21 protein-coding genes and 1 riboswitch are annotated in these 17632 nt (G+C 71.3%); of the genes, 11 read left to right on the plus strand and 10 right to left on the minus strand.

The genetic code is table 11. The features are described from left to right. Positions 1-247: 247 nt before the first annotated feature. Positions 248-544, plus strand: a complete 297-nt coding sequence (locus ABIA35_RS35155) for an MTH1187 family thiamine-binding protein (RefSeq protein WP_370339802.1) — start codon at positions 248-250, stop codon at positions 542-544. Between the two features lie 41 nt (positions 545-585). Here ABIA35_RS35155 and ABIA35_RS35160 read toward each other — a convergent pair whose 3' ends face one another. Beyond that, on the minus strand, positions 586-1095 hold the full coding sequence (locus tag ABIA35_RS35160) for a flavoprotein (RefSeq protein WP_370360837.1): 510 nt from the start codon (positions 1093-1095) through the stop codon (positions 586-588). A 121-nt stretch (positions 1096-1216) separates the two neighbouring features. Between ABIA35_RS35160 and ABIA35_RS35165 the strand changes: the two genes are divergently transcribed. After that, positions 1217-2422 carry a helix-turn-helix domain-containing protein gene (locus ABIA35_RS35165; protein ID WP_370360838.1) on the plus strand — a complete coding sequence of 402 codons (1206 nt, stop codon included), beginning with the start codon at positions 1217-1219 and terminating at the stop codon, positions 2420-2422. A 200-nt stretch (positions 2423-2622) separates the two neighbouring features. On the opposite strand, the gene ABIA35_RS35170 is transcribed toward ABIA35_RS35165, so the two are convergent. Further along, on the minus strand, positions 2623-3141 hold the full coding sequence (locus tag ABIA35_RS35170; RefSeq protein WP_370339805.1) for a gamma carbonic anhydrase family protein: 519 nt from the start codon (positions 3139-3141) through the stop codon (positions 2623-2625). Positions 3142-3480: 339 nt separating this feature from the next. Here ABIA35_RS35170 and ABIA35_RS35175 point away from each other — a divergent pair, with 339 nt between their 5' ends. Continuing rightward, a complete protein-coding gene (locus tag ABIA35_RS35175) occupies positions 3481-3774 on the plus strand; it encodes a DUF4193 domain-containing protein (protein WP_012785848.1) in 294 nt (97 codons plus the stop codon). A gap of 170 nt (positions 3775-3944) precedes the next feature. Here the strand turns inward: ABIA35_RS35175 and ABIA35_RS35180 are convergent, their stop codons facing one another. Together ABIA35_RS35180 and ABIA35_RS35185 are read right to left on the minus strand one after the other, a co-directional pair. Next, positions 3945-4394, minus strand: coding sequence for a DUF3093 domain-containing protein (locus ABIA35_RS35180; protein WP_370339806.1), 450 nt, complete (start codon positions 4392-4394; stop codon positions 3945-3947). 71 nt (positions 4395-4465) lie between these two features. Beyond that, a complete protein-coding gene (locus tag ABIA35_RS35185) occupies positions 4466-4693 on the minus strand; it encodes a hypothetical protein (protein WP_370339807.1) in 228 nt (75 codons plus the stop codon). 188 nt (positions 4694-4881) lie between these two features. Between ABIA35_RS35185 and ABIA35_RS35190 the strand changes: the two genes are divergently transcribed. From ABIA35_RS35190 to ABIA35_RS35205, 4 genes are all read left to right on the plus strand, one after another. Continuing rightward, positions 4882-5421, plus strand: a complete 540-nt coding sequence (locus ABIA35_RS35190) for a PaaI family thioesterase (RefSeq protein WP_370339858.1) — start codon at positions 4882-4884, stop codon at positions 5419-5421. Continuing rightward, on the plus strand, positions 5421-5879 hold the full coding sequence (dut, locus tag ABIA35_RS35195) for a dUTP diphosphatase (RefSeq protein WP_370339808.1): 459 nt from the start codon (positions 5421-5423) through the stop codon (positions 5877-5879). Before ABIA35_RS35190 ends, dut begins: the two co-directional genes overlap by 1 nt. 207 nt (positions 5880-6086) lie before the next feature. Next, positions 6087-6851 (plus strand): DUF3710 domain-containing protein, encoded by a 765-nt coding sequence (locus ABIA35_RS35200; protein ID WP_370339809.1) that lies wholly within the window; start codon positions 6087-6089, stop codon positions 6849-6851. A gap of 128 nt (positions 6852-6979) precedes the next feature. Continuing rightward, positions 6980-7834 (plus strand): DUF3159 domain-containing protein, encoded by an 855-nt coding sequence (locus tag ABIA35_RS35205; RefSeq protein WP_370360839.1) that lies wholly within the window; start codon positions 6980-6982, stop codon positions 7832-7834. Here the strand turns inward: ABIA35_RS35205 and ABIA35_RS35210 are convergent. The 3 genes from ABIA35_RS35210 to ABIA35_RS35220 form a co-directional block, all read right to left on the minus strand. Continuing rightward, entirely contained in the window at positions 7831-8367 is a 537-nt protein-coding gene (locus tag ABIA35_RS35210) for a TetR/AcrR family transcriptional regulator (protein WP_370360840.1), read from the minus strand. The two genes, ABIA35_RS35205 and ABIA35_RS35210, sit on opposite strands and share 4 nt — an antisense overlap. A gap of 84 nt (positions 8368-8451) precedes the next feature. After that, positions 8452-9123 (minus strand): TrkA family potassium uptake protein, encoded by a 672-nt coding sequence (locus ABIA35_RS35215; protein ID WP_370339812.1) that lies wholly within the window; start codon positions 9121-9123, stop codon positions 8452-8454. Next, entirely contained in the window at positions 9123-9782 is a 660-nt protein-coding gene (locus tag ABIA35_RS35220; RefSeq protein WP_370339813.1) for a TrkA family potassium uptake protein, read from the minus strand. Before ABIA35_RS35220 ends, ABIA35_RS35215 begins: the two co-directional genes overlap by 1 nt. 128 nt (positions 9783-9910) lie before the next feature. On the opposite strand from ABIA35_RS35220, the gene ABIA35_RS35225 reads away from it, so the two are divergent. Further along, the gene (locus tag ABIA35_RS35225; protein ID WP_370360841.1) at positions 9911-11299 is read left to right on the plus strand and encodes a class I SAM-dependent RNA methyltransferase; all 1389 of its coding nucleotides are present in this window, start codon (positions 9911-9913) and stop codon (positions 11297-11299) included. Between the two features lie 2 nt (positions 11300-11301). Further along, positions 11302-11405, plus strand: a riboswitch (ZMP/ZTP riboswitch). 28 nt (positions 11406-11433) lie between these two features. Next, positions 11434-12696, plus strand: coding sequence for a serine hydroxymethyltransferase (gene glyA / locus ABIA35_RS35230; RefSeq protein ID WP_370360842.1), 1263 nt, complete (start codon positions 11434-11436; stop codon positions 12694-12696). A gap of 60 nt (positions 12697-12756) precedes the next feature. Here the strand turns inward: glyA and ABIA35_RS35235 are convergent, their stop codons facing one another. The 3 genes from ABIA35_RS35235 to ABIA35_RS35245 form a co-directional block, all read right to left on the minus strand. Beyond that, positions 12757-13719, minus strand: coding sequence for a pirin family protein (locus ABIA35_RS35235; RefSeq protein ID WP_370360843.1), 963 nt, complete (start codon positions 13717-13719; stop codon positions 12757-12759). Then, positions 13716-14021, minus strand: a complete 306-nt coding sequence (locus ABIA35_RS35240; RefSeq protein ID WP_370360844.1) for a GNAT family N-acetyltransferase — start codon at positions 14019-14021, stop codon at positions 13716-13718. The genes ABIA35_RS35235 and ABIA35_RS35240 overlap by 4 nt, the downstream gene beginning before the upstream one ends. Before the next feature lie 90 nt (positions 14022-14111). Continuing rightward, positions 14112-15809 carry a DNA polymerase IV gene (locus ABIA35_RS35245; protein WP_370360845.1) on the minus strand — a complete coding sequence of 566 codons (1698 nt, stop codon included), beginning with the start codon at positions 15807-15809 and terminating at the stop codon, positions 14112-14114. A 264-nt stretch (positions 15810-16073) separates the two neighbouring features. On the opposite strand from ABIA35_RS35245, the gene ABIA35_RS35250 reads away from it, so the two are divergent. Together ABIA35_RS35250 and ABIA35_RS35255 are read left to right on the plus strand one after the other, a co-directional pair. After that, positions 16074-16910 (plus strand): methyltransferase, encoded by an 837-nt coding sequence (locus ABIA35_RS35250; protein ID WP_370339818.1) that lies wholly within the window; start codon positions 16074-16076, stop codon positions 16908-16910. Positions 16911-17191: 281 nt separating this feature from the next. Further along, complete coding sequence (locus tag ABIA35_RS35255; protein WP_370360846.1) at positions 17192-17599, plus strand: DUF3040 domain-containing protein; 408 nt, start codon at positions 17192-17194, stop codon at positions 17597-17599. Positions 17600-17632: the final 33 nt, after the last annotated feature.

Here is a 17632-nt window from a genome sequence, read left to right on the forward strand (position 1 = left end):
GACTCTCGAGCGCCTCGACCCGGCGACGCAGATCGTCGATCTCCTGGTGGACGTGCGGCGGAACCCGGCCGGGCCGTGCAGTTCTCGAACCGCCGGACAGCGCTTCTTGGCCGGGCGGATAGGCGAGGCCCATACGTACGGCCAGCGATCTGAGGATGGAACGCGAAGGGGCGCCTTGAGTCACGTGTCGAACGGTAGCGGTGTGTGGCTGCCGGTGGGGCGTGACTGTCGGCACTAAGATCGAACCATGATTGTCGCGTTCTCAGTGACCCCCATCGGTGTCGGCGAAGGTGTCAGCGAGTATGTCGCCGACGCGGTGCGCGTCGTGCGCGAAAGCGGCCTGCCCAATTCCACCGACGCGATGTTCACCAGCATCGAGGGGGAGTGGGACGAGGTGATGGCGGTGGTGAAGGCGGCCGTGGACGCCGTGGCCGCGAAGGCGCCGCGGGTCAGCGTGGTGTTGAAGGCGGACATCCGCGCGGGTGTCACCGACGGGCTCACCGCGAAGGTGGCCGCGGTCGAGGAGAAGCTCGCCGGCGAGTGACCGTCCGGCGAGTGACCGGCGAGTGACCGTCCGACTGTCGCTCACTCCGTGAGGAGTTCGGCCATCGCCGAGCGCAGTTGCCGCCACGGGAACTGCTGAACATCCTCGTCCGGCTGGATGAAACGGACGCCGCTCTCGAAGAGCAGCTGCGCGTGCCCCTCGAACGCCGGGTGCCGCTGGAGCTCGTCCTTGGCCCACACCGATGCCGCGATCGGCAGGCCGGCGCCCAGATACTCGTTGAGGATGCCCAGGATCAGGGTGTCGGAGATGCCCAGGGCCCACTTGTTGAGGGTGTTGAACGTCGCGGGGGCGACCATGATCGCGTCCGGGGACGGCAGGACGTCCGGTTCGCCGGGCAGGCGCGGCTCCACGCGCACCGGGTAACCCGTCGCGATCGACACGGCGGCGCTGTCCAGGAAACGCGCTCCGGGCGGTGAGCAGAGGACGCACACGGTCCAGCCGTCGGCCTGCAGACCCGGTACCGCCTCGGGGTGGGACAGCAGTTCAGCGGCCGGCGGGGCGCCGCAGGCGATGAGGTAGAGCACTGGCACAGGGAACCTCCCGGCTGGTCGGGGACATTTTGCCGTCCTGGCCCGAACGCCACCGCGCCGGGGCGGACCATGAGACTCGCAATCGGGATGTTCCTCATTGACCCACTTGTGAGGGCTTGGCATGGTCACCTACGAGCAGGAGCCCGACGGCGGGCGCATCCGCCGTCTGCGCAGACGCGCCGGCCTCACGCAGGCCGAGTTCGGACAACTGATGGGCCGCTCCCAGGGCTGGGTGTCGGGCATCGAGAACGGGGACCTGGAGCTCGATTCGGTGACGCTGATCGTACGCGCCGCGAGCGTCCTGAAGGTCTACCCCAACGAAATCACCGGACGTCCCTACGATCCGGGCACCCCGGCCGAGGACCGCGGCCACCGTGCCATCCCCGCCATCCGGCGCGTGGTCTCCCGGCACGACCTCCCGCCGGACTGGCCGGTGGAACCGCGGTCGCGCCGGGAACTGGAGACCGCCGTGGAGCGCCTGGCGATCCTGCGGATGGCCGCGCGCTACGCCGATCTCGGCGAAGCCGCGCCGAACCTCATCCGGGAGATCCACGCGGCGGCGTACCTGGCGAGCCCGGGCGAGGAGTCGGAACGGATGCACGGCCTGCTCGCGCGCGCCTATAAGGAAGCTGACACCGTCGCCCACGAACTCGGCTACGACGACCTGTCCACCCTCACCACGGAACGCTTCCGCGCCGCCGCGGACCGCGCCGGGGACCCCTGCCTGTCGGTGGTCTTCGACTACCTCCGTGTCCGCGACTTATGGGCCGCGGACTTGTGGCCCGACGCGCTGGACCTGATCGACGGCGCCATCGGCGTCGTGGGCGAGCCGCGGGAGAAGCCGCAGGCGTCGGTATGGGGCTCGCTCCAACTGCGCGCGGCGATCACCGCGGCGCTGTCGTCCAAGGAGGACGAGGCCTGGGAGCGGATCAGCCTGGCCGCCGCGACCGCGCACCGCCTCGGCGAGGGGTACGACCCGTACAAGCTCGCCTTCTGCCCGGCGAACGTCGACATCCACAAGCTCGCCGTGGCCGTGGAGATCCGCGACGGGGCGCGCGCCGTCGCGCTGGCGTCCCAGATCAAGCTCCCGCCGAGTTTCCCGGCCTCCCGGCGCGGCCGCTTCCACCTGGACGCGGCGCGCGGCTGGATCTACTACGGCGGCTACGACCAGGCGCTGGACGAGATAGAGCGGGCCGAGCGGATCGCGCCGCTGCTGGTGCGCAACAACCCGGTCGCCAAGGCCGCCGTGCGCTCGCTGCTGAGCCACGAGCGGCGCAGCCAGCGGGAGCGGCTGCGGCGGATGGCGGGGCGGATGCACATCGCCTGAGGCGCAGGAGGCGTACTTAGTGGGGGCATGAAGCGCACTCAGTGAGGCAGGAGGCTCGGAAAATCTGAAGAGACGACAGGGCGGCGTGGGCGGCCTCCAGGCGGCTGGTGCAGGCGTCGGCCACCCGCCGACATGCCCCGTGCCGTGTAAGGGGCTCCAGGGCCTCGCGCAGGGCGCCGCCGCGCCGGCCCCGCCGGGCGTCAGCCGATGCGGCGCAGTTCCTCGCGGTAGCGCTTGCCGTTGGCCACGTAGCGCGCGACCGCGTCGTCGAAGCTGCCCTCGGGGACCGCGTTCTCGCGGATCTTGGCCGGGACGCCGAGCGCCATCGCGCGGGAGGGGACCTCCGTGCCGTTGCTCACGACCGCGTTCGCACCCACCAGGGCCCCTGTGCGCACCACCGCCCGGTGCAGTACCACGGAGCCCGAACCGATCAGGCATCCGTCCTCCACCACACACCCCTCCAGGTGCGCGATGTGACCAACGACACAGTCCGAACCGATCACTGTGGGCAAGGTCTCAGTGGCATGCACTACGGTGCCGTCCTGGATCGACGTTCGGTCGCCCACCGTGATCCGGCCGTAATCGCCGCGCAGGACCGCGCCGGGCCACACCGTACTGCCGGCACCCACGCTGACCTGGCCGATCACTGTCGCGTCCGGGTGGATGTAGGCGTCGGGGTGGATTTCCGGCACTGCGTCACCGATTGCGTAGACGGCCATGGTTGGTCATCCTTCCTTCGTGTGGCTGACGTGATGTCCGGAAAGAAACGGGGCGAGAGGGGACGCTTGGGGCCGGCGATCAGGCACTCGGATCACCTGTTCGGGTCTGTTCCGGGGTGTCGATTGCGTAACGGGTCTTGAAGTACGGCACAATCTGCGCTTCAGCGGGCACAATTGCGCTCCTTTCCGCGTTACTGCGCTGACGGCGAAACGCCGACGGCGCCCGAGCGCAGACGGTAGCGCACCGCTTGTGCCGGCCGCGTCGGGGCGCCACCGCCGTCGCCGCACTGAAAAGCACCAACACGACGACGAAAAGCCGTCAGGGGAGAGGGATCAAGAATGGCTACCGACTACGACACACCGCGCAAGACCGACGACGACCTCAACGAGGACAGCCTGGAGGAGCTCAAGGCCCGGCGGACCGACAAGGCCGCGGGTCTGGCCGACCTGGACGAGGGCGACAACGAGTCGCTCGAGCTGCCCGGTGCCGATCTGTCCAACGAGGAACTCTCGGTGCGCGTGTTGCCACGCCAGGCGGACGAGTTCACGTGCACCAGCTGTTTCCTGGTGCACCACCGCAGCCAGCTGGCGCGCGAGAAGGGCAACGAGATGACCTGCAAGGACTGCGCCTGACCGCGTCGTCGGTAGGTAGTCTCTGCGCCCCTTGGGCCCCGCGTTCGCGGGGCCTTTGCGTTTTGTGGCCGTACCTGGAACAGAATCCGTGCCGGCCCCGGGGCGGGTCAAGGAATGCCGGCGGAAGTTGCTGCGAACGGGCGAGTAACGCCGGTGGGGCAGCGCGCGCCTCAGCGGGCTGAGAGCACCTTGACCAGCTTGTCCGGGCGCCGCGTCGACAGGTACAGGTACGGCGTCGGGTCAGTCGGGTCCGTGATGTCGACCCGTACCGCGGTGCTGACATAGCCCCGCAGCAACATGAACGCGCGCGCGTCGGCCTCCGTGGTCCGCAGGCGGCGCGCGGCCTCGGCGTCCAGGGCGGTGGCTGCCCCGAGCGCCGACAGGGGGAGGCGGGCCGGACCGGCTTCCAGGTACCCGTCTTGGACGCGGACCCCGACGCGTCCGTAGGCGACCACGAGGGCCCCGCACAGGGCCGCGGTGACGAGGAACGCCACGAGGGCGGCGACCGGGCTCACGCGCAGAAAGATGAGCCCGCCCATCACGCCGGCCATCGCGGTGACGGCCCACCAGCCGGCCGGCGCGGTGAGGCGTTCGTCGTATGTGCTGTCCTTGCCTGCCATGCCGACAATCTCCCACATCCTCCTAGGGGGCCCGCAGCGGTCCCCTCTCGTAGGACGCATCCGTCGGACGCCTAGCGGTCCATGGCCGCTCCCTCCCTTCCGGCGCCGGCCGAGTCCCACCCGGGAATCTCGGTGATGGTGTCGGGCTCCACGTCCCACTCGCGCCCCCCGCCGGGCGGGCGGAGCCACGCCCTCGCCCGGGTGTACGCCATCAGCCGGCCGATCCGGCCGCTGGCGTCGCGGACGAGTGCGCCGACTTGGGGAAGACCGTCCGTTTCAGGGCTCTTCATGGACTTCATACCCAGGAAGGTAGGACGCGGTCGCGACGTGGATATCAGTGGCGGTGATACGAGACACATACAAAGCGTGTCCTTTGGCCCCCCGTTCGGGTGTGAGGCGGGCCACGCCCCGTCAGATGCGCCTGGGGCTTGCCGGTAGATTCCTCATCGTGAGACCTGCCTCTACGACTCCGCCGGCCGATGCCGTGATGCCGGACAAGCACCCGAACGCCCCCGGGCCCGGGACGAAGCTCGGTTCGCACTACTCGCGCTGCTTCGGCTGCGGCGACGACGCGCTGGGCGGCCTGCGGGTGTCCTCGACGGTCGGCGAGGGGCTGAGCGTCACCACCGAGTTCACCGTCACCGACAACCACCAGGGCGCTCCCGGCCTGGCCCACGGCGGCCTGCTCGCCCTGGCCTTCGACGAGGCGCTGGGCGCCGTGAACTGGCTGATCGGCGCGATCGCCGTCACCGGCCGCCTGGAGACCGACTACCTGCTGCCGGTCCCGGTCGGCACCACGCTGCACATCACGGCGCAGTGCGACGGCATCTCCGGCCGCAAGATCTACACCTCCGCGGTGGGCCGCCTGGACGGTCCCGAGGGCGAGGTCGCGGTCCGGGCGACCGCGATCTTCATCCAGGTGGGCGTCGACCACTTCCTGGAGAACGGGCGCCTGGAGGACGTGCAGGAAGCGATGCACGACCCCGAGCAGCTCCGGGCGGCGCGCGCCTTCGAGGTCAACCCGTAGTGTCCGGCGTCGACGTCCTCATCCGGCGGCTCGACGAGACCCTTCCGCTCCCGTCATACGCCCATCCGGGGGATGCCGGGGCTGATCTGCTGACGACCGTGGACGCCACCCTGGCCCCGGGCGAGCGGACCGTGCTGCCCACCGGCGTGGCCATCGCGCTGCCGGACGGCTACGCGGCTTTCGTGCACCCGCGCTCGGGTCTGGCCGCGCGCTGCGGGGTCGCGCTGGTCAACGCGCCGGGCACGATCGACGCCGGGTACCGCGGCGAGATCAAAGTCATCCTGGTCAACCTGGACCCGGTGCACCCGGTGACGCTCAAGCGGGGCGACCGGGTCGCGCAGCTTGTAGTACAAAGGGTCGAGAGGGCGGTCTTCCACGAGGTCGCCGAGCTCCCGGGTTCACACCGCGGTGACGGCGGTTTCGGTTCGACCGGGACGGCTGCGGGAACACCCGCTTAGGTTCTGTGCGTTTCCCTGAGAGAGGCCGAGTGGCGGTACTCTCACCGAGGTCTCGCGTGACGACCGTGCACCAACCCGGCCCGCGCGGGCCGGGGTAGAACCGTGTCCGTCGGCGTGGCCAACCGGCCTTGGCGGCCGGGGCGGGTAGCGCCCCGTGGAGCAGAGCGCTGCGTCGTAAGGACGCAGAGATAGAGAGAGTGGGAAGCCGTGGTTTTCCGACGCGGACAGAAGGGCGACTCGGACCGGCGCGACCGGGTGAGCGAGGCCGACGCCTACGGCGACCTGAGTGAGATCAAGGACGAGGAGCGCAAGATCAGCCTCGCCGACGTCTCGCGGGCCGCGGGTCCCTGGGACTTCAACGAGGTCGAGGACCCCAAGGCCGGACGCGTCGACCTCGGCGCGCTCCTGGTGCCGGCCGTGGAGGGCATGGAACTGCGGCTGGAGATGGCCGACGCCGAGCAGGTCATCGCGGCCACCGTGGTGGCCCGCCAGTCGGCGGTGCAGCTGCAGGCCTTCGCCGCGCCCCGCAGCGAGGGCATCTGGGCCGAGGTCCGCGCCGAGATCGCCCTGGAGATCTCCAAGCAGGGCGGCACGGTCGACGAGCGCGAGGGGCCCTTCGGCATCGAGCTGCGCGCCCAGGTGCCGGTGCAGGCGCCGGACGGCAGCCGCGGCATCCAGCTGGTCCGCTTCATCGGCGTGGACGGCCCGCGGTGGTTCCTGCGCGGCGTGGTGTCCGGGCAGGGCGCGGTGCAGCCCAAGGAGGCCCTGGACATAGAGCACGTGTTCCGCGACACGGTGGTCAGCCGCGGCAATTCCCCGATGGCCCCGCGCGACCCGATCCCGCTGCGGATGCCCGCCGAGGCGCAGCAGGCCATGCAGCAGCAGGCCGAGCCGGACGACGAGGGCGGCCAGTACGCGCAGGGCGACCTGAACCCGTTCGAGCGCGGGCCCGAGATCACTGAGCGGCGCTGAGCTCACCGAGCGCCAGTGGACCCGCCGCGGTCCCCGCAGCCTGTGAGGGCTGGGTAATCCGCGCCAAGGAGTGACTAGTGGGCCGAGCAGTCCTGTTTGGGACAGCTCGGCCCGCTACAGTTCGCAGTATGTCCTTGGAAAGCGGCCAGCGCGCCGAACCGATGAGCCGGAGCCGGCACGCGGCGCCGGGCACCGAGGCCGGCGGCGAGCGGGCCGTGTTCGGTGCCGACCCGGAGGCCCTCGCTCAGGCCGAGCGCGACGCGCAGGCCAAGCAGGTCGAGACCAAGGCCTACGAGGACGCCGTCAAGAAGGCGTTCGGCGGCAAGATGGGCATGGCCGACGCGGGCCTGCCGTCGATCTGCTTCCTGATCGTCTACACCGCGACCAACAACCTCAACCCGGCTGTGATCGGCTCGGTGGCGGTCGCGGTGGTCATGTTCGTCATCCGGCTGCTGCGCAAGGAGACGCTCCAGCACGCGCTGTCCGGCCTGTTCGGCGTCGTGGTCTGCGCGGCGTTCGCGAAGTTCTCCGGCCACGCGCAGAACTACTACCTGCCGGGCATCCTGATCAACCTCGGCTCCTTCCTGCTGTTCGCCATCTCCGCGGCGGTCCGCTGGCCGGTCGCGGGCCTGATGATCGGCCCGATCACCGGCGAGATGACCACCTGGCGCCAGGTCCCCGGCCGGCTGCGGGCCTTCACCAAGGCCACCTGGCTGCTGGCCGGCCTGTTCGCGGTGAAGCTGGCGGTGCAGGTGCCGCTGTACCTGACGCACCACACGACCGCGCTCGGCGTGGCCAGGCTCGCGCTGGGCTACCCGCCCTACCTCGCCTGCCTGTACGTCGCGTGGCAGTGGATCAAGAACGCGCCGCCGCCGGTCATGCCGGTCACCGAGGATGACGGGGACGCGGACGCCGACGTCACCGCGAACTCCGGCGCCAACTCAGGCACCAACTCCGGTGCCAACGCGGCGGAGACCGCCTAAGCGCGCATCCCCTCGACGACGATCGCGGCGATCTGCGTCCCGATCGTGTCGGAATCCACCTGCTCCGGGTCGCGCGCCATGCGCAGAGCGGCCGACAGCGCGCCGAACAGCGCGGCGCTAAGCACGTCCGGGGCCACGTCCCCGCGCAGCTCTCCGCCGGCCTGGCCGTCGGCGATCAGCGCGTCGACGCCGGCGACGAGCTCGCCGACGTCCCGCGTGTGCGGGTTCTGCACCACGATCGGGTAGTCGGCGCCGATCCGGGCCAGTTCGCGGATCAGGCGGGCCAGGGCCGCGGCCGCGCCGTCGCCCGCGGCCCGCGCGTGGCCCAGCGCCGCGGCGAAGTCCCTGGCCGCCTCCTGGCCGATCGCCTCGACCAGGGCCTCCTTGGTCGGGTGGCAGTGGTAGACGGCTGGGCGGCCCACCTTCGCCTCGTCGGCGATCTCCTGCATGCTCGCCGCCGGGTCGTCGGCCAGGACCCGGGCCGCGGCCAGCAGGATCCGCCGGTGCGCGGTCCCGGATTGATGCGTTTCCATGTCATTTGCCACCGTACGCGCATGCGAAAGGCCCGCAGGAAACTCCTGCGGGCCTTTACATGTACATCCGTATAGCGTTCGCGCTCAGCTCTCGATGGGAGCCGGGGACAGCAGCTCCTCCAGCTCCTCCTCGCGGTCCACGTGGGCCACGAACAGCAGCTCGTCCAGGGCCGCCAGCGGCTCCTCCGGGGTCGGGATCAGCACCCGGCCGCCGCGGATGATCGTCACCAGCGCGGTGTCCTCCGGCCAGTCGACCTCGCCGACGGTGATGCCCACCAGGGAGGTGTCCTTCGGCAGGGTCAGCTCGACCAGGTTGGCGTCGCCCTGGCTGAAGCGCAGCAGGCGGACCAGGTCGCCGACCGAGACGGCCTCCTCGACCAGGGCCGAGAGCAGGCGCGGGGTGGAGACGGCGACGTCCACGCCCCACTTCTCGTCGAACATCCACTCGTTCTTCGGGTGGTTGATGCGGGCCACCACGCGGGGCACCCCGTACTCGGTCTTGGCCAGCAGCGACACGACCAGGTTGGCCTTGTCGTCGCCGGTGGCCGCGACCACCACGTTGCAACGCTGCAGGGCCGCCTCGTCCAGCGAGGAGATCTCGCAGGCGTCGGCCAGCAGCCACTCGGCCGTCGGCAGGCCCTCCACGGCGATCCGCGACGGGTCGCGGTCGATCAGCAGGACCTCGTGGCCGTTCTCCAGCAGTTCCTTGGCGATGGAGTTGCCGACGTTGCCGGCTCCGGCGATTGCGACTCGCATCAGGCGCCCGGTCCCTTCGCGAAAGAAGCCTCGACCCGGGCGATGTCCGCCGGGTTCACCATGACCTGGACCAGGTCGCCGTCCTGCAGGACGGTGTCGGAGGCGGGCAGCACGCCCTCCCCCAGCCGGGTCAGGTAGGCGACGCGCTGGCCGGTGGCCTCCTCCAGCTTGGCCACCCGGTGGCCCATCCAGGCCGGGGCGGTGTGCACCTCGACCAGGGCCACCTGGCCGCTGGGGTCGCGCCACAGCTCGGTGGAGCCGGTCGGGAGCAGGCGCCGCAGCATCTGGTCGGCGGTCCACCGCACGGTGGCCACCGTCGGGATGCCCAGGCGCTGGTATATCTCCGCGCGGCGCGGGTCGTAGATGCGGGCGCAGACGTTCTCCACACCGAAGTTCTCGCGGGCCACCCGCGCGGCGATGATGTTGGAGTTGTCGCCGCTGGACACCGCGGCGAAAGCGCCGGCGTCGCCGATCCCCGCCTCGGCGAGGGTGTCGCGGTCGAATCCGGCCCCGGTGACGCGGCGGCCGGCGAAGTGCGGGCTGAGCCTGCGGAAGGCCCCGGGGTCCTGATCGATGACCGCGACCGTGTGGCCGAGATCCTCCAGGCTGTGCGCCAGGGTGGAGCCCACCCGGCCACACCCCATGATGACGACGTGCACGTTCGACCCTCTCGGGAGACTTAGGACGACGGACTTTCGATGTTCGTAATCTCGACGGTACTACGGGGCGTGAGCCCCTGTTTCCGTGCCCGGCGGTGGGCGGACTCGACTACCCCTAGGCTTGCGATGTGAAACGAGCTGCCGACCGTCCCCGCCCCGCCGAAGCCGCCACCGCCGACCGCCGCCCGCCGGCGCCGGAGCGCGATTCCGGAGACATGGTCGGCACCCGGATCGAGGTCGAGGTCGGCCCGCCCGGACACGGCGGTTTCTGCGTCGCGCGGCACGAGGGGCGCGCGGTGTTCGTGCGGCACGCGCTGCCGGGGGAGCGGGTCGTCGCGGAGGTGACGGAGGGCAGCGCCAAGGACTCGTTCTGGCGTGCCGACGCGGTGGAGGTCCTCGAGGCCTCCGAGGACCGCGTGGAGCCCCCTTGCGAGTACGCCGGGCCCGGCCGGTGCGGCGGCTGCGACTGGCAGCACGCGGCCTACGAGGCGCAGCTCCGGATCAAGGGCGAGGTCGTCGCCGAGCAGCTGCGGCGGCTGGCGAAGGTGGACCGCGAGGTGGTCGTCGAGGAGGTCGCCTCGCCGTTCGGCTGGCGGACACGGGTGCAGTTCGCGGTGGATCCCGACGGGAAGCTGGGGTTCCGGAAGCACCGTTCCCACGAAGTGGTCCCCGTTGAGGAATGCGCCATCGCCTCCTCCGGGGTCGACGAGGTCGGCGCCCTCCAGCGGAACTGGCCGCGGGTGGACATGGTCGAGGTGATCGCCGCGACCGGCTCCACGGACCGCGCGCTGGTCGTCACGCCGAAGCGCGGGGAGCAGATGCCCTTTGTGGACGCCGACGTAAAGGCGTCCGTTCTGCGGGGCGTCTCCAGGCACACGCATATCTCCGGTGTGCAGCGCATCCATGGGCGTCCTTACGTACGCGAGGTCGCCGAGGGCCGCACCTGGCGGGTCAGCGGCAGCGGCTTCTGGCAGGTGCACCCGGCGGCGCCGGATGTGCTGACCGAGGCGGTCCTGGACTTCCTGAATCCCAAGGAAGGGGACGTGGCGCTCGACCTCTATTGCGGAGTCGGCCTGTTCGCCGCTCCGTTGGCCGAAGGGGTCGGCGAGAGCGGTGCGGTGATGGCCGTGGAGCTGGACCGGCAGGCCGTCCGGGACGCCGCGCACAACCTCGGGTTCGTGGACGACCAGGAGGAGAGCTCCGAGTTCCCGTGGCTGGACCTCGTGGAGGGCTCCGTCGACGAGGTCCTGGCGGACGAGAACTACGTCCCGGACCACGCGGACATCGTCGTGCTCGACCCGCCGCGCGCCGGGGCCGGCCGGGACGTGTGCGACCGCATCGCCGCCCTCAGGCCGCGCGCCGTGGTGTACGTCGCGTGCGACCCGGCGTCGCTGGCGCGGGACGTCGCGTACTTCGCGGAGGCCGGCTATGAGCTGACCGACCTGCGGGCCTTCGACCTGTTCCCGATGACCCGGCATGTGGAATGCGTGGCGCTGCTGCGACCCGCACAGCGATAGCATTTGTCCATCGCGACTGGCGCAGACCGCGTGAAGGCACGTGGAGGTGGAACCGACCACCGGGAAGCGATCGACGTAGCGGGCACCGCGCGCCTGGGTGTCCTTCCGGACGAAGACGCCCGAGGAGGCATCACATGCACTCGCCCGCCATTCCCGAGCTCGCACAGGAAGACCCGCAGATCGCCGGCCTGATCCAGGACGAGGCCCGCCGCCAGTACGAGAAGATCCGCATGATCGCCTCGGAGAACTACGTCTCCGCGGCGGTCCTGGAGGCCTCCGGCACGGTCCTGACCAACAAGTACTCCGAGGGGTACGCCGGCCGCCGCTACTACGAGGGCCAGCAGTTCATCGACCCGATCGAGACGATCGCGATCGACCGCGCCAAGTCGCTGTTCGGCGTGGACCACGCCAACGTGCAGCCCTACTCCGGCTCCCCGGCGAACCTCGCGGTGTACCTGGCGTTCCTGAAGCCCGGCGACACCTTCATGGGCGCGGGCCTGGCCGCCGGCGGCCACCTCACCCACGGCTCCCCGGTGTCGGTGACCGGCAAGTGGTTCAACGCGGTCGCCTACGGCGTCTCCCGCGAGACCGGCATCGTGGACATGAACGAGGTCCGCGACCTGGCCCTCAAGGAGCGCCCGAAGGTCATCTTCTGCGGCGGCACCGCGATCCCGCGCACCATCGACTTCCCGGCCTTCGCCGAGATCGCCAAGGAGATCGGCGCCATCCTGGTCTCCGACATCGCGCACATCGCCGGCCTTGTCGCCGGCGGCGCGCACCCCTCGCCGGTCGGCTACGCGGACGTCATCACCACCACCACGCACAAGACCCTCCGCGGTCCGCGCGGTGCGATGATCATGACCACCGAGGAGTACGCGACCCCGATCGACAAGGCCGTCTTCCCCGGCCTGCAGGGCGGCCCGCACAACCACACCACCGCCGGCATCGCGGTGGCGCTGAAGGAGGCCGCGCAGCCGGAGTTCAAGACCTACGCGGCCACCGTCGTGGCCAACGCCAAGGCCCTGGCCGCCGGCCTCGCCGAGCGCGGCTGGGACCTGGTGTCCGGCGGCACGGACAACCACCTGATCCTGGCCGACCTGACGCCCAAGGGCGTCACCGGCAAGGTGGCGGCCAAGGCGCTGGACGCGGCCGGCATCGAGCTGAACTACAACTCGGTGCCCTTCGACCCCCGCAAGCCGTTCGACCCCTCGGGCATCCGCCTCGGCGCCGCCGCGATCACCACCCGCGGCCTGAAGCCGGAGCAGATGGCGCAGATCGCGCAGTGGATGGACGAGACGGTGCAGGCCGCCGCCAAGGGCGACACCGACCAGTACGAGCGGATCGCCGGGCAGGTGCGCGAGCTGATGGCGCAGTACCCGATGCCGGGTTGGGCGTAGTCGTTCAACGCTAAGGGCGCTCGCACAGTTGTTGCTGTGCGGGCGCCCTTAGCGTTTCCTCTAGCGGGGTCCGCGTCCGCGCGGCTTGAGGCGGATGCCGGGCAGCGGGGGTGCGGGGATGCGCTCTTCGACGGTGTGGCCCGCGATGTCCGGGAAGCGCTCCACGGTGCGCTTCTCCCAGTCGTTGCGGGCCTCCTCGATGTCCTCGTGGCTGCGCCCCACGAAGTTCCACCACATGACGATGTCCTCGCGGAACGGTTCGCCGCCCAGCAGGATCAGGTGCGCGCCGGCGCGGCTGGTGAGGGTCAGTTCACTGCGACCGGTGCCGAGGTAGAGCAGGGGGCCGGGCGGGACGTCTGTTCCGGCGGCTGTCAGGTCGCCGTCGATGACCATCACGGCGTGCTCGTGGTAGTTGGTCAGCGGGATCGTCGCGGCCGCGCCGGGGTTGACGGTGATGTCGGCGCCGACGATCGGGGAGTAGGCGGTCGCCGGGGAGGTGACGCCGCCGAGGGTGCCGAGGAAGACCAGCGCGCGCAGGCCCGGCAGCTCGTAGACCGGCAGGTCCTGGTGCTGCTCGAAGTGCGGCGCGGTGTCCCGGTGCTCGTCGGGCAACGCGGTCCAGAGCTGGAGACCGTGGCTCGCCGCTCCGGTTTCCAATCCGAACTCTGAATGCGCGATCCCGCGCCCGGCGGTCATGATGTTCAGCTGGCGCGGCCGCACGACCACGTCGGAGCCGACGCTGTCGCGGTGCCGGATCTCGCCTTGGAAGGGCCAGGTCACGGTCTGCAGGCCGATGTGCGGGTGCGGGTTGACGTTCATCGGCTCGGCGTGCGGCCCGAAGTGGTCCAGGAAGCACCACGCGCCGACCGTCGGGAGCACGCGCTGCGGCAGGGCGCGCATCACGTGCACGCCGCGTACGCCGCCGAGGGGGACGTCGCGGGCCTCGTGGAGATCGGCGACCGGGCCCGGATCGTCCTTGGCCCGGCAGTCCTGCTCCGCGGGGTTCGCGTCGAGGTTGCTCACGACGCGGGCCACTTCACGTGCTCGTCGTACTCGGGGTGCTTGCGAAGGTAGGCCGAGATGAAGGGGCACACCGGGACGATCTCCTCCCCGCGCGCCACGGTCGCGTCCAGCGCGTGCCGTGCCAGCACCGACCCGAGCCCCTTGCCCTCGAACTCCGGCTCGATCACGGTGTGCACGAAGACCGTGCCCCCGTCGCGGCGCCGGTAGGCGGCGAAGCCCGCTAGGCGGTCGCCGTACCAGAGCTCGAAGCGATCTTCGAGTTCGTTGTCGACGACCTCGGTCTTGGTGGGCTCATCAGTCATGGTGCCGATGCTAACGCCGGGGTCGGGGCGGTGCGCGACGAGCTTGTGGGCCGCGGCGGGGGCGCGGACCGCGGACGGTCGGCTCGGGGCTCAGGCGGTGTCGGGCTCGGTGTCGGGCCCTGTTTCGGACCCGGTGTCGAGCTCAGTCTCAGTGTCGGGCTTGATGCCGGGCTCGGTGTCGGACTCGTCGCCGGACTCCTCGGCGGGCGTCCCGGCGAGCCGCGCCAGCGCCTCGCGCGCGACCGTCGCCGCGTCGACCAGGTGCAGCGCCGGGTCGTCGGCCCGCACCGTCTTGATGCGCCCGCGCCCCGACCACGGGCTCTCGAAGCGCACCGTGACCCGGCCCAGGCCGCTGCCCTGGACCCAGCCGCTGCCGAACTCGTCGTGGGCCACGTCCTGCCCGGGCAGGAAGCGGCGCTCGCTGACCGCCGCCTCGACCGCGCCGCGGGTGCCGGGCGGCAGCGGGCCGAACTGGCGCGGCGAGCGCTCGCCCTCGACGGTGGTGACCGGGGTCGTGATGTCGGCCGGATCCGGTTCGGGCTGTTGGTCCGGAGCCGAAGCCGGAGCCGGAGCCGGAGTCGTGACCGTCCCCCGGGGCATGTCGAAGTCGGTGTCCTCGGCCGCCGGCGGCGCCGCCGGCTCCGAGGCCTGCTCCCACAGCTCCAGGGCGGCCTCGGGGTCCTCGGCGGCGGTGAACAGGTCGAGCTGGGCCCACTCGGCCAGCCCCGACAGGCCCACGCCGAGCAGGCGGATGCCGGGGACCAGCTGGGTGGCGGCGGCCACGGCGCCGGGGAGCATGCGGTGCGTGGCCGCGCGGATCGCGGTCGGGTCGTCGGTGGGGTTGGCGGTGGTCTCGCTGCGGGAGACGGTCGTGAAGTCGTGGCCGCGGACCTTGATGGTGATGGTGCGGCCCGAGCGGCCCGCCTTGCGGATGCGGCTGCCCAGGCGGGTCACCAGGTCGTCCATATGGGCGGTGATGGTGGCGGGGTCCAGCAGATCCTCGGCGTAGGTGTCCTCGACGCTCACCGACTTCATCTCGCGGTCGGTGCTCACGTCGCGGTCGTCCCGGCCGCGGGCTATCGCGTACAGAGTGGTCCCGTAGGAGGCGCCGACGACGGCGGTCAGCTCGGTCAGGCTCAGGGTTCTCAGGTCGGCGACCGTGGTGGCGCCGATCTTGCGCAGGCGTTCGGCGGTGGCCGGGCCGACTCCCCACAGCGCGCGGACGGGGAGGGGGTCCAGCCAGGTCTGTTCGGCGCCCGGTTCGATGACGACCAGACCGTCGGGCTTCTCGGCGTCGGAGGCGATCTTGGCGATGAGCTTGCTGGTCCCGGCGCCCACTGAGGCGGTCAGGCCGGTCTCGTCTTTGATGCGGGTTCTCAAGGTGTCGGCGATGTGCCGTGCTTTGAGTGTCGCATTGTGCGTACTTTCGATGTCAAGTGGTTCGAATAAGTGTGATATGTCGATGAAGGCCTCGTCGAGACTGAGCGGCTCCACCAGCGGCGACAGCTCGTGCATCACCGCCATGACCCGCTCGCTGTACGCCTGGTACGCGCCGAAGCGCGGGATCAGGTACGCCGCGTTCGGCGCGCGCCGCCGGGCGATGCCGGTCGCCAGCGCCGAGTGCACGCCGAAGGCCCGCGCCTCGTAGGAGGCCGTCGAGACCACGCCCCGGTTCCCGATCCCGCCGACCACCACCGGCTTGCCGCGCAGGCTCGGCTTGTGCAGCTGCTCGACCGACGCGTAGAACGCGTCCAGGTCGACGTGGAAGATCGAGGGCAGCCTGCGCACGTCTCCATCGTGCACCGGGCCACTGACATCTGCTGGCAGTGACAGGTGTGGCGGCTGGGACGACCCGCCGCGCCCCGCCATGCGTCCGCTCGGGTGACCCGGACGCCGCGACCGGCCACGACGTCCGGAAGACGCCCCGCGAGACACCCCGGTCCGTGACCGGCCCGGTCCACTACGCTGGCCCTGAAGCCTCTCCGCGGCTGAGCCGGCCTCCGGGCCCGGACCGGCCCGGAGCCCGAGCCGACCCGCAGGAGTGCACCCCTCATGGCCGACAGCGCCGCCAGCGCGACCGCCACCTCCGCCGCCTCAGGACCCGCCGAAGGCGCCGCGGGGCCGGGTGGGCCAGGCGGGTCCGCCGGCCCCGCCGCGGCCCGCCGTGCCCAGGCCCGCACCGCCGTCCTGTGGCAGGCCCTGCGCACCGTCCTGGACGCCTCCGGCTCCCGCGACGTCCTCGACGTCGGCGGCGGCACCGGCGGCTTCGCCGTCCCGATCGCCGAGCTCGGCCACCGGGTCACCGTCGTGGACCCCAGTCCTGACGCGCTGGCCGCCCTGGAGCGCCGCGCCAGCGAGGCCGGCGTGCCCAAGGACGCCCTGCGCGCCGTCCAGGGCGACCTGGCCGGCCTGCTGGAGTACGTAGAGGCCGGCAGCGTGGACCTGGTCCTGTGCCACGGCGTCCTGGAGATGGCCGACGACCCGGCGGCGGGCCTGGCCGTGGTCGCCGACGTGCTGCGCCCCGGCGGCGTGGTGAGCCTGCTGGCGGCCAACCGCACCGCGGCGGTGGTGGCCCGGGCGCTCGGCGGCCACTTCGCTGAGGCCCGGCGCGCGCTGGCCGACCCCAGCGGCCGCTTCGGCGCCCAGGACCCGCTGGCCGCGCGCTTCGACGAGGAGCAGCTGGGCCGGCTGCTGAGCCAGGCCGGGCTCACGGTGCAGTCGGTGCACGGCGTGCGCGTGTTCACCGACCTCATGCCCGGCGCCCTGGTCGACGCCGACCCGCAGGCCGCCTCCGACCTCGCGGCGCTGGAGGCCGCCGTCGCCGACCGCCCGGAGTTCCGCGCCGTGGCCGGCCGCCTGCACCTGCTGGCCCGGAAGATCGCTTCTTAACACCTGCTTACGAGGGAACTTCCAGCCGTTCCCGGCGAACCTTTTCGGGCCCCGAAACGTTCTTGTCATTGAAGGTGCAAGGGCAGGTTTGAGGGGCGGACCCGGCAGAGTCCTCTCCGTCGGGATCGACCATGCGTAGCACAGCGCATACCAGGGCATCGTTCCGATGAAGGGGTCTCACCGATCCGTTCCGGTGGGAGCTTTCGTAGACCCCGGGGTCTGCTTATTCTTAAGACAGTCACCGCCTATGTGTGGCTGTGGATGCTGGGAGGATAGGCCAAGTGCCGCTGTCTGATCATGAGCAGCGCCTGCTGGAGCAGATGGAGCGCGCGCTGCACGCGGAGGACCCCAAGTTCGCCTCCGCGCTGCAGGGAGCGGATCTGCGCGCACTCTTCCGGCGTCGCGCCCTGCTGGCCGTGATCGGGTTCGTCCTCGGCATCGGCATGCTGGTGGCCGGCCTGGTGATCAACCAGATCGCGCTGAGCGTGGGCGGGTTCGTGGTGATGCTGGGCTGCGCCTGGCTGGCCTACGCCAGCTGGCGGCGGATCCCCGCGCCCGGCGAGATCGTGCCGGTGGCGCGCCGCAAGGCCCGCGCGGTCGCCGGGAAGTCCGGACGCCAGAACCGCCAGCCGACGATGCGGCGGTTCGAGGAGCGCTGGCAGCGGCGGCGCGACGAGGGCAACCTCTAAAAAAGCCCGAAGAGCTCAAAGGCCGGGCCCCCG

The organism is Catenulispora sp. MAP12-49 (assembly GCF_041262705.1).
GTDB lineage: Bacteria > Actinomycetota > Actinomycetes > Streptomycetales > Catenulisporaceae > Catenulispora.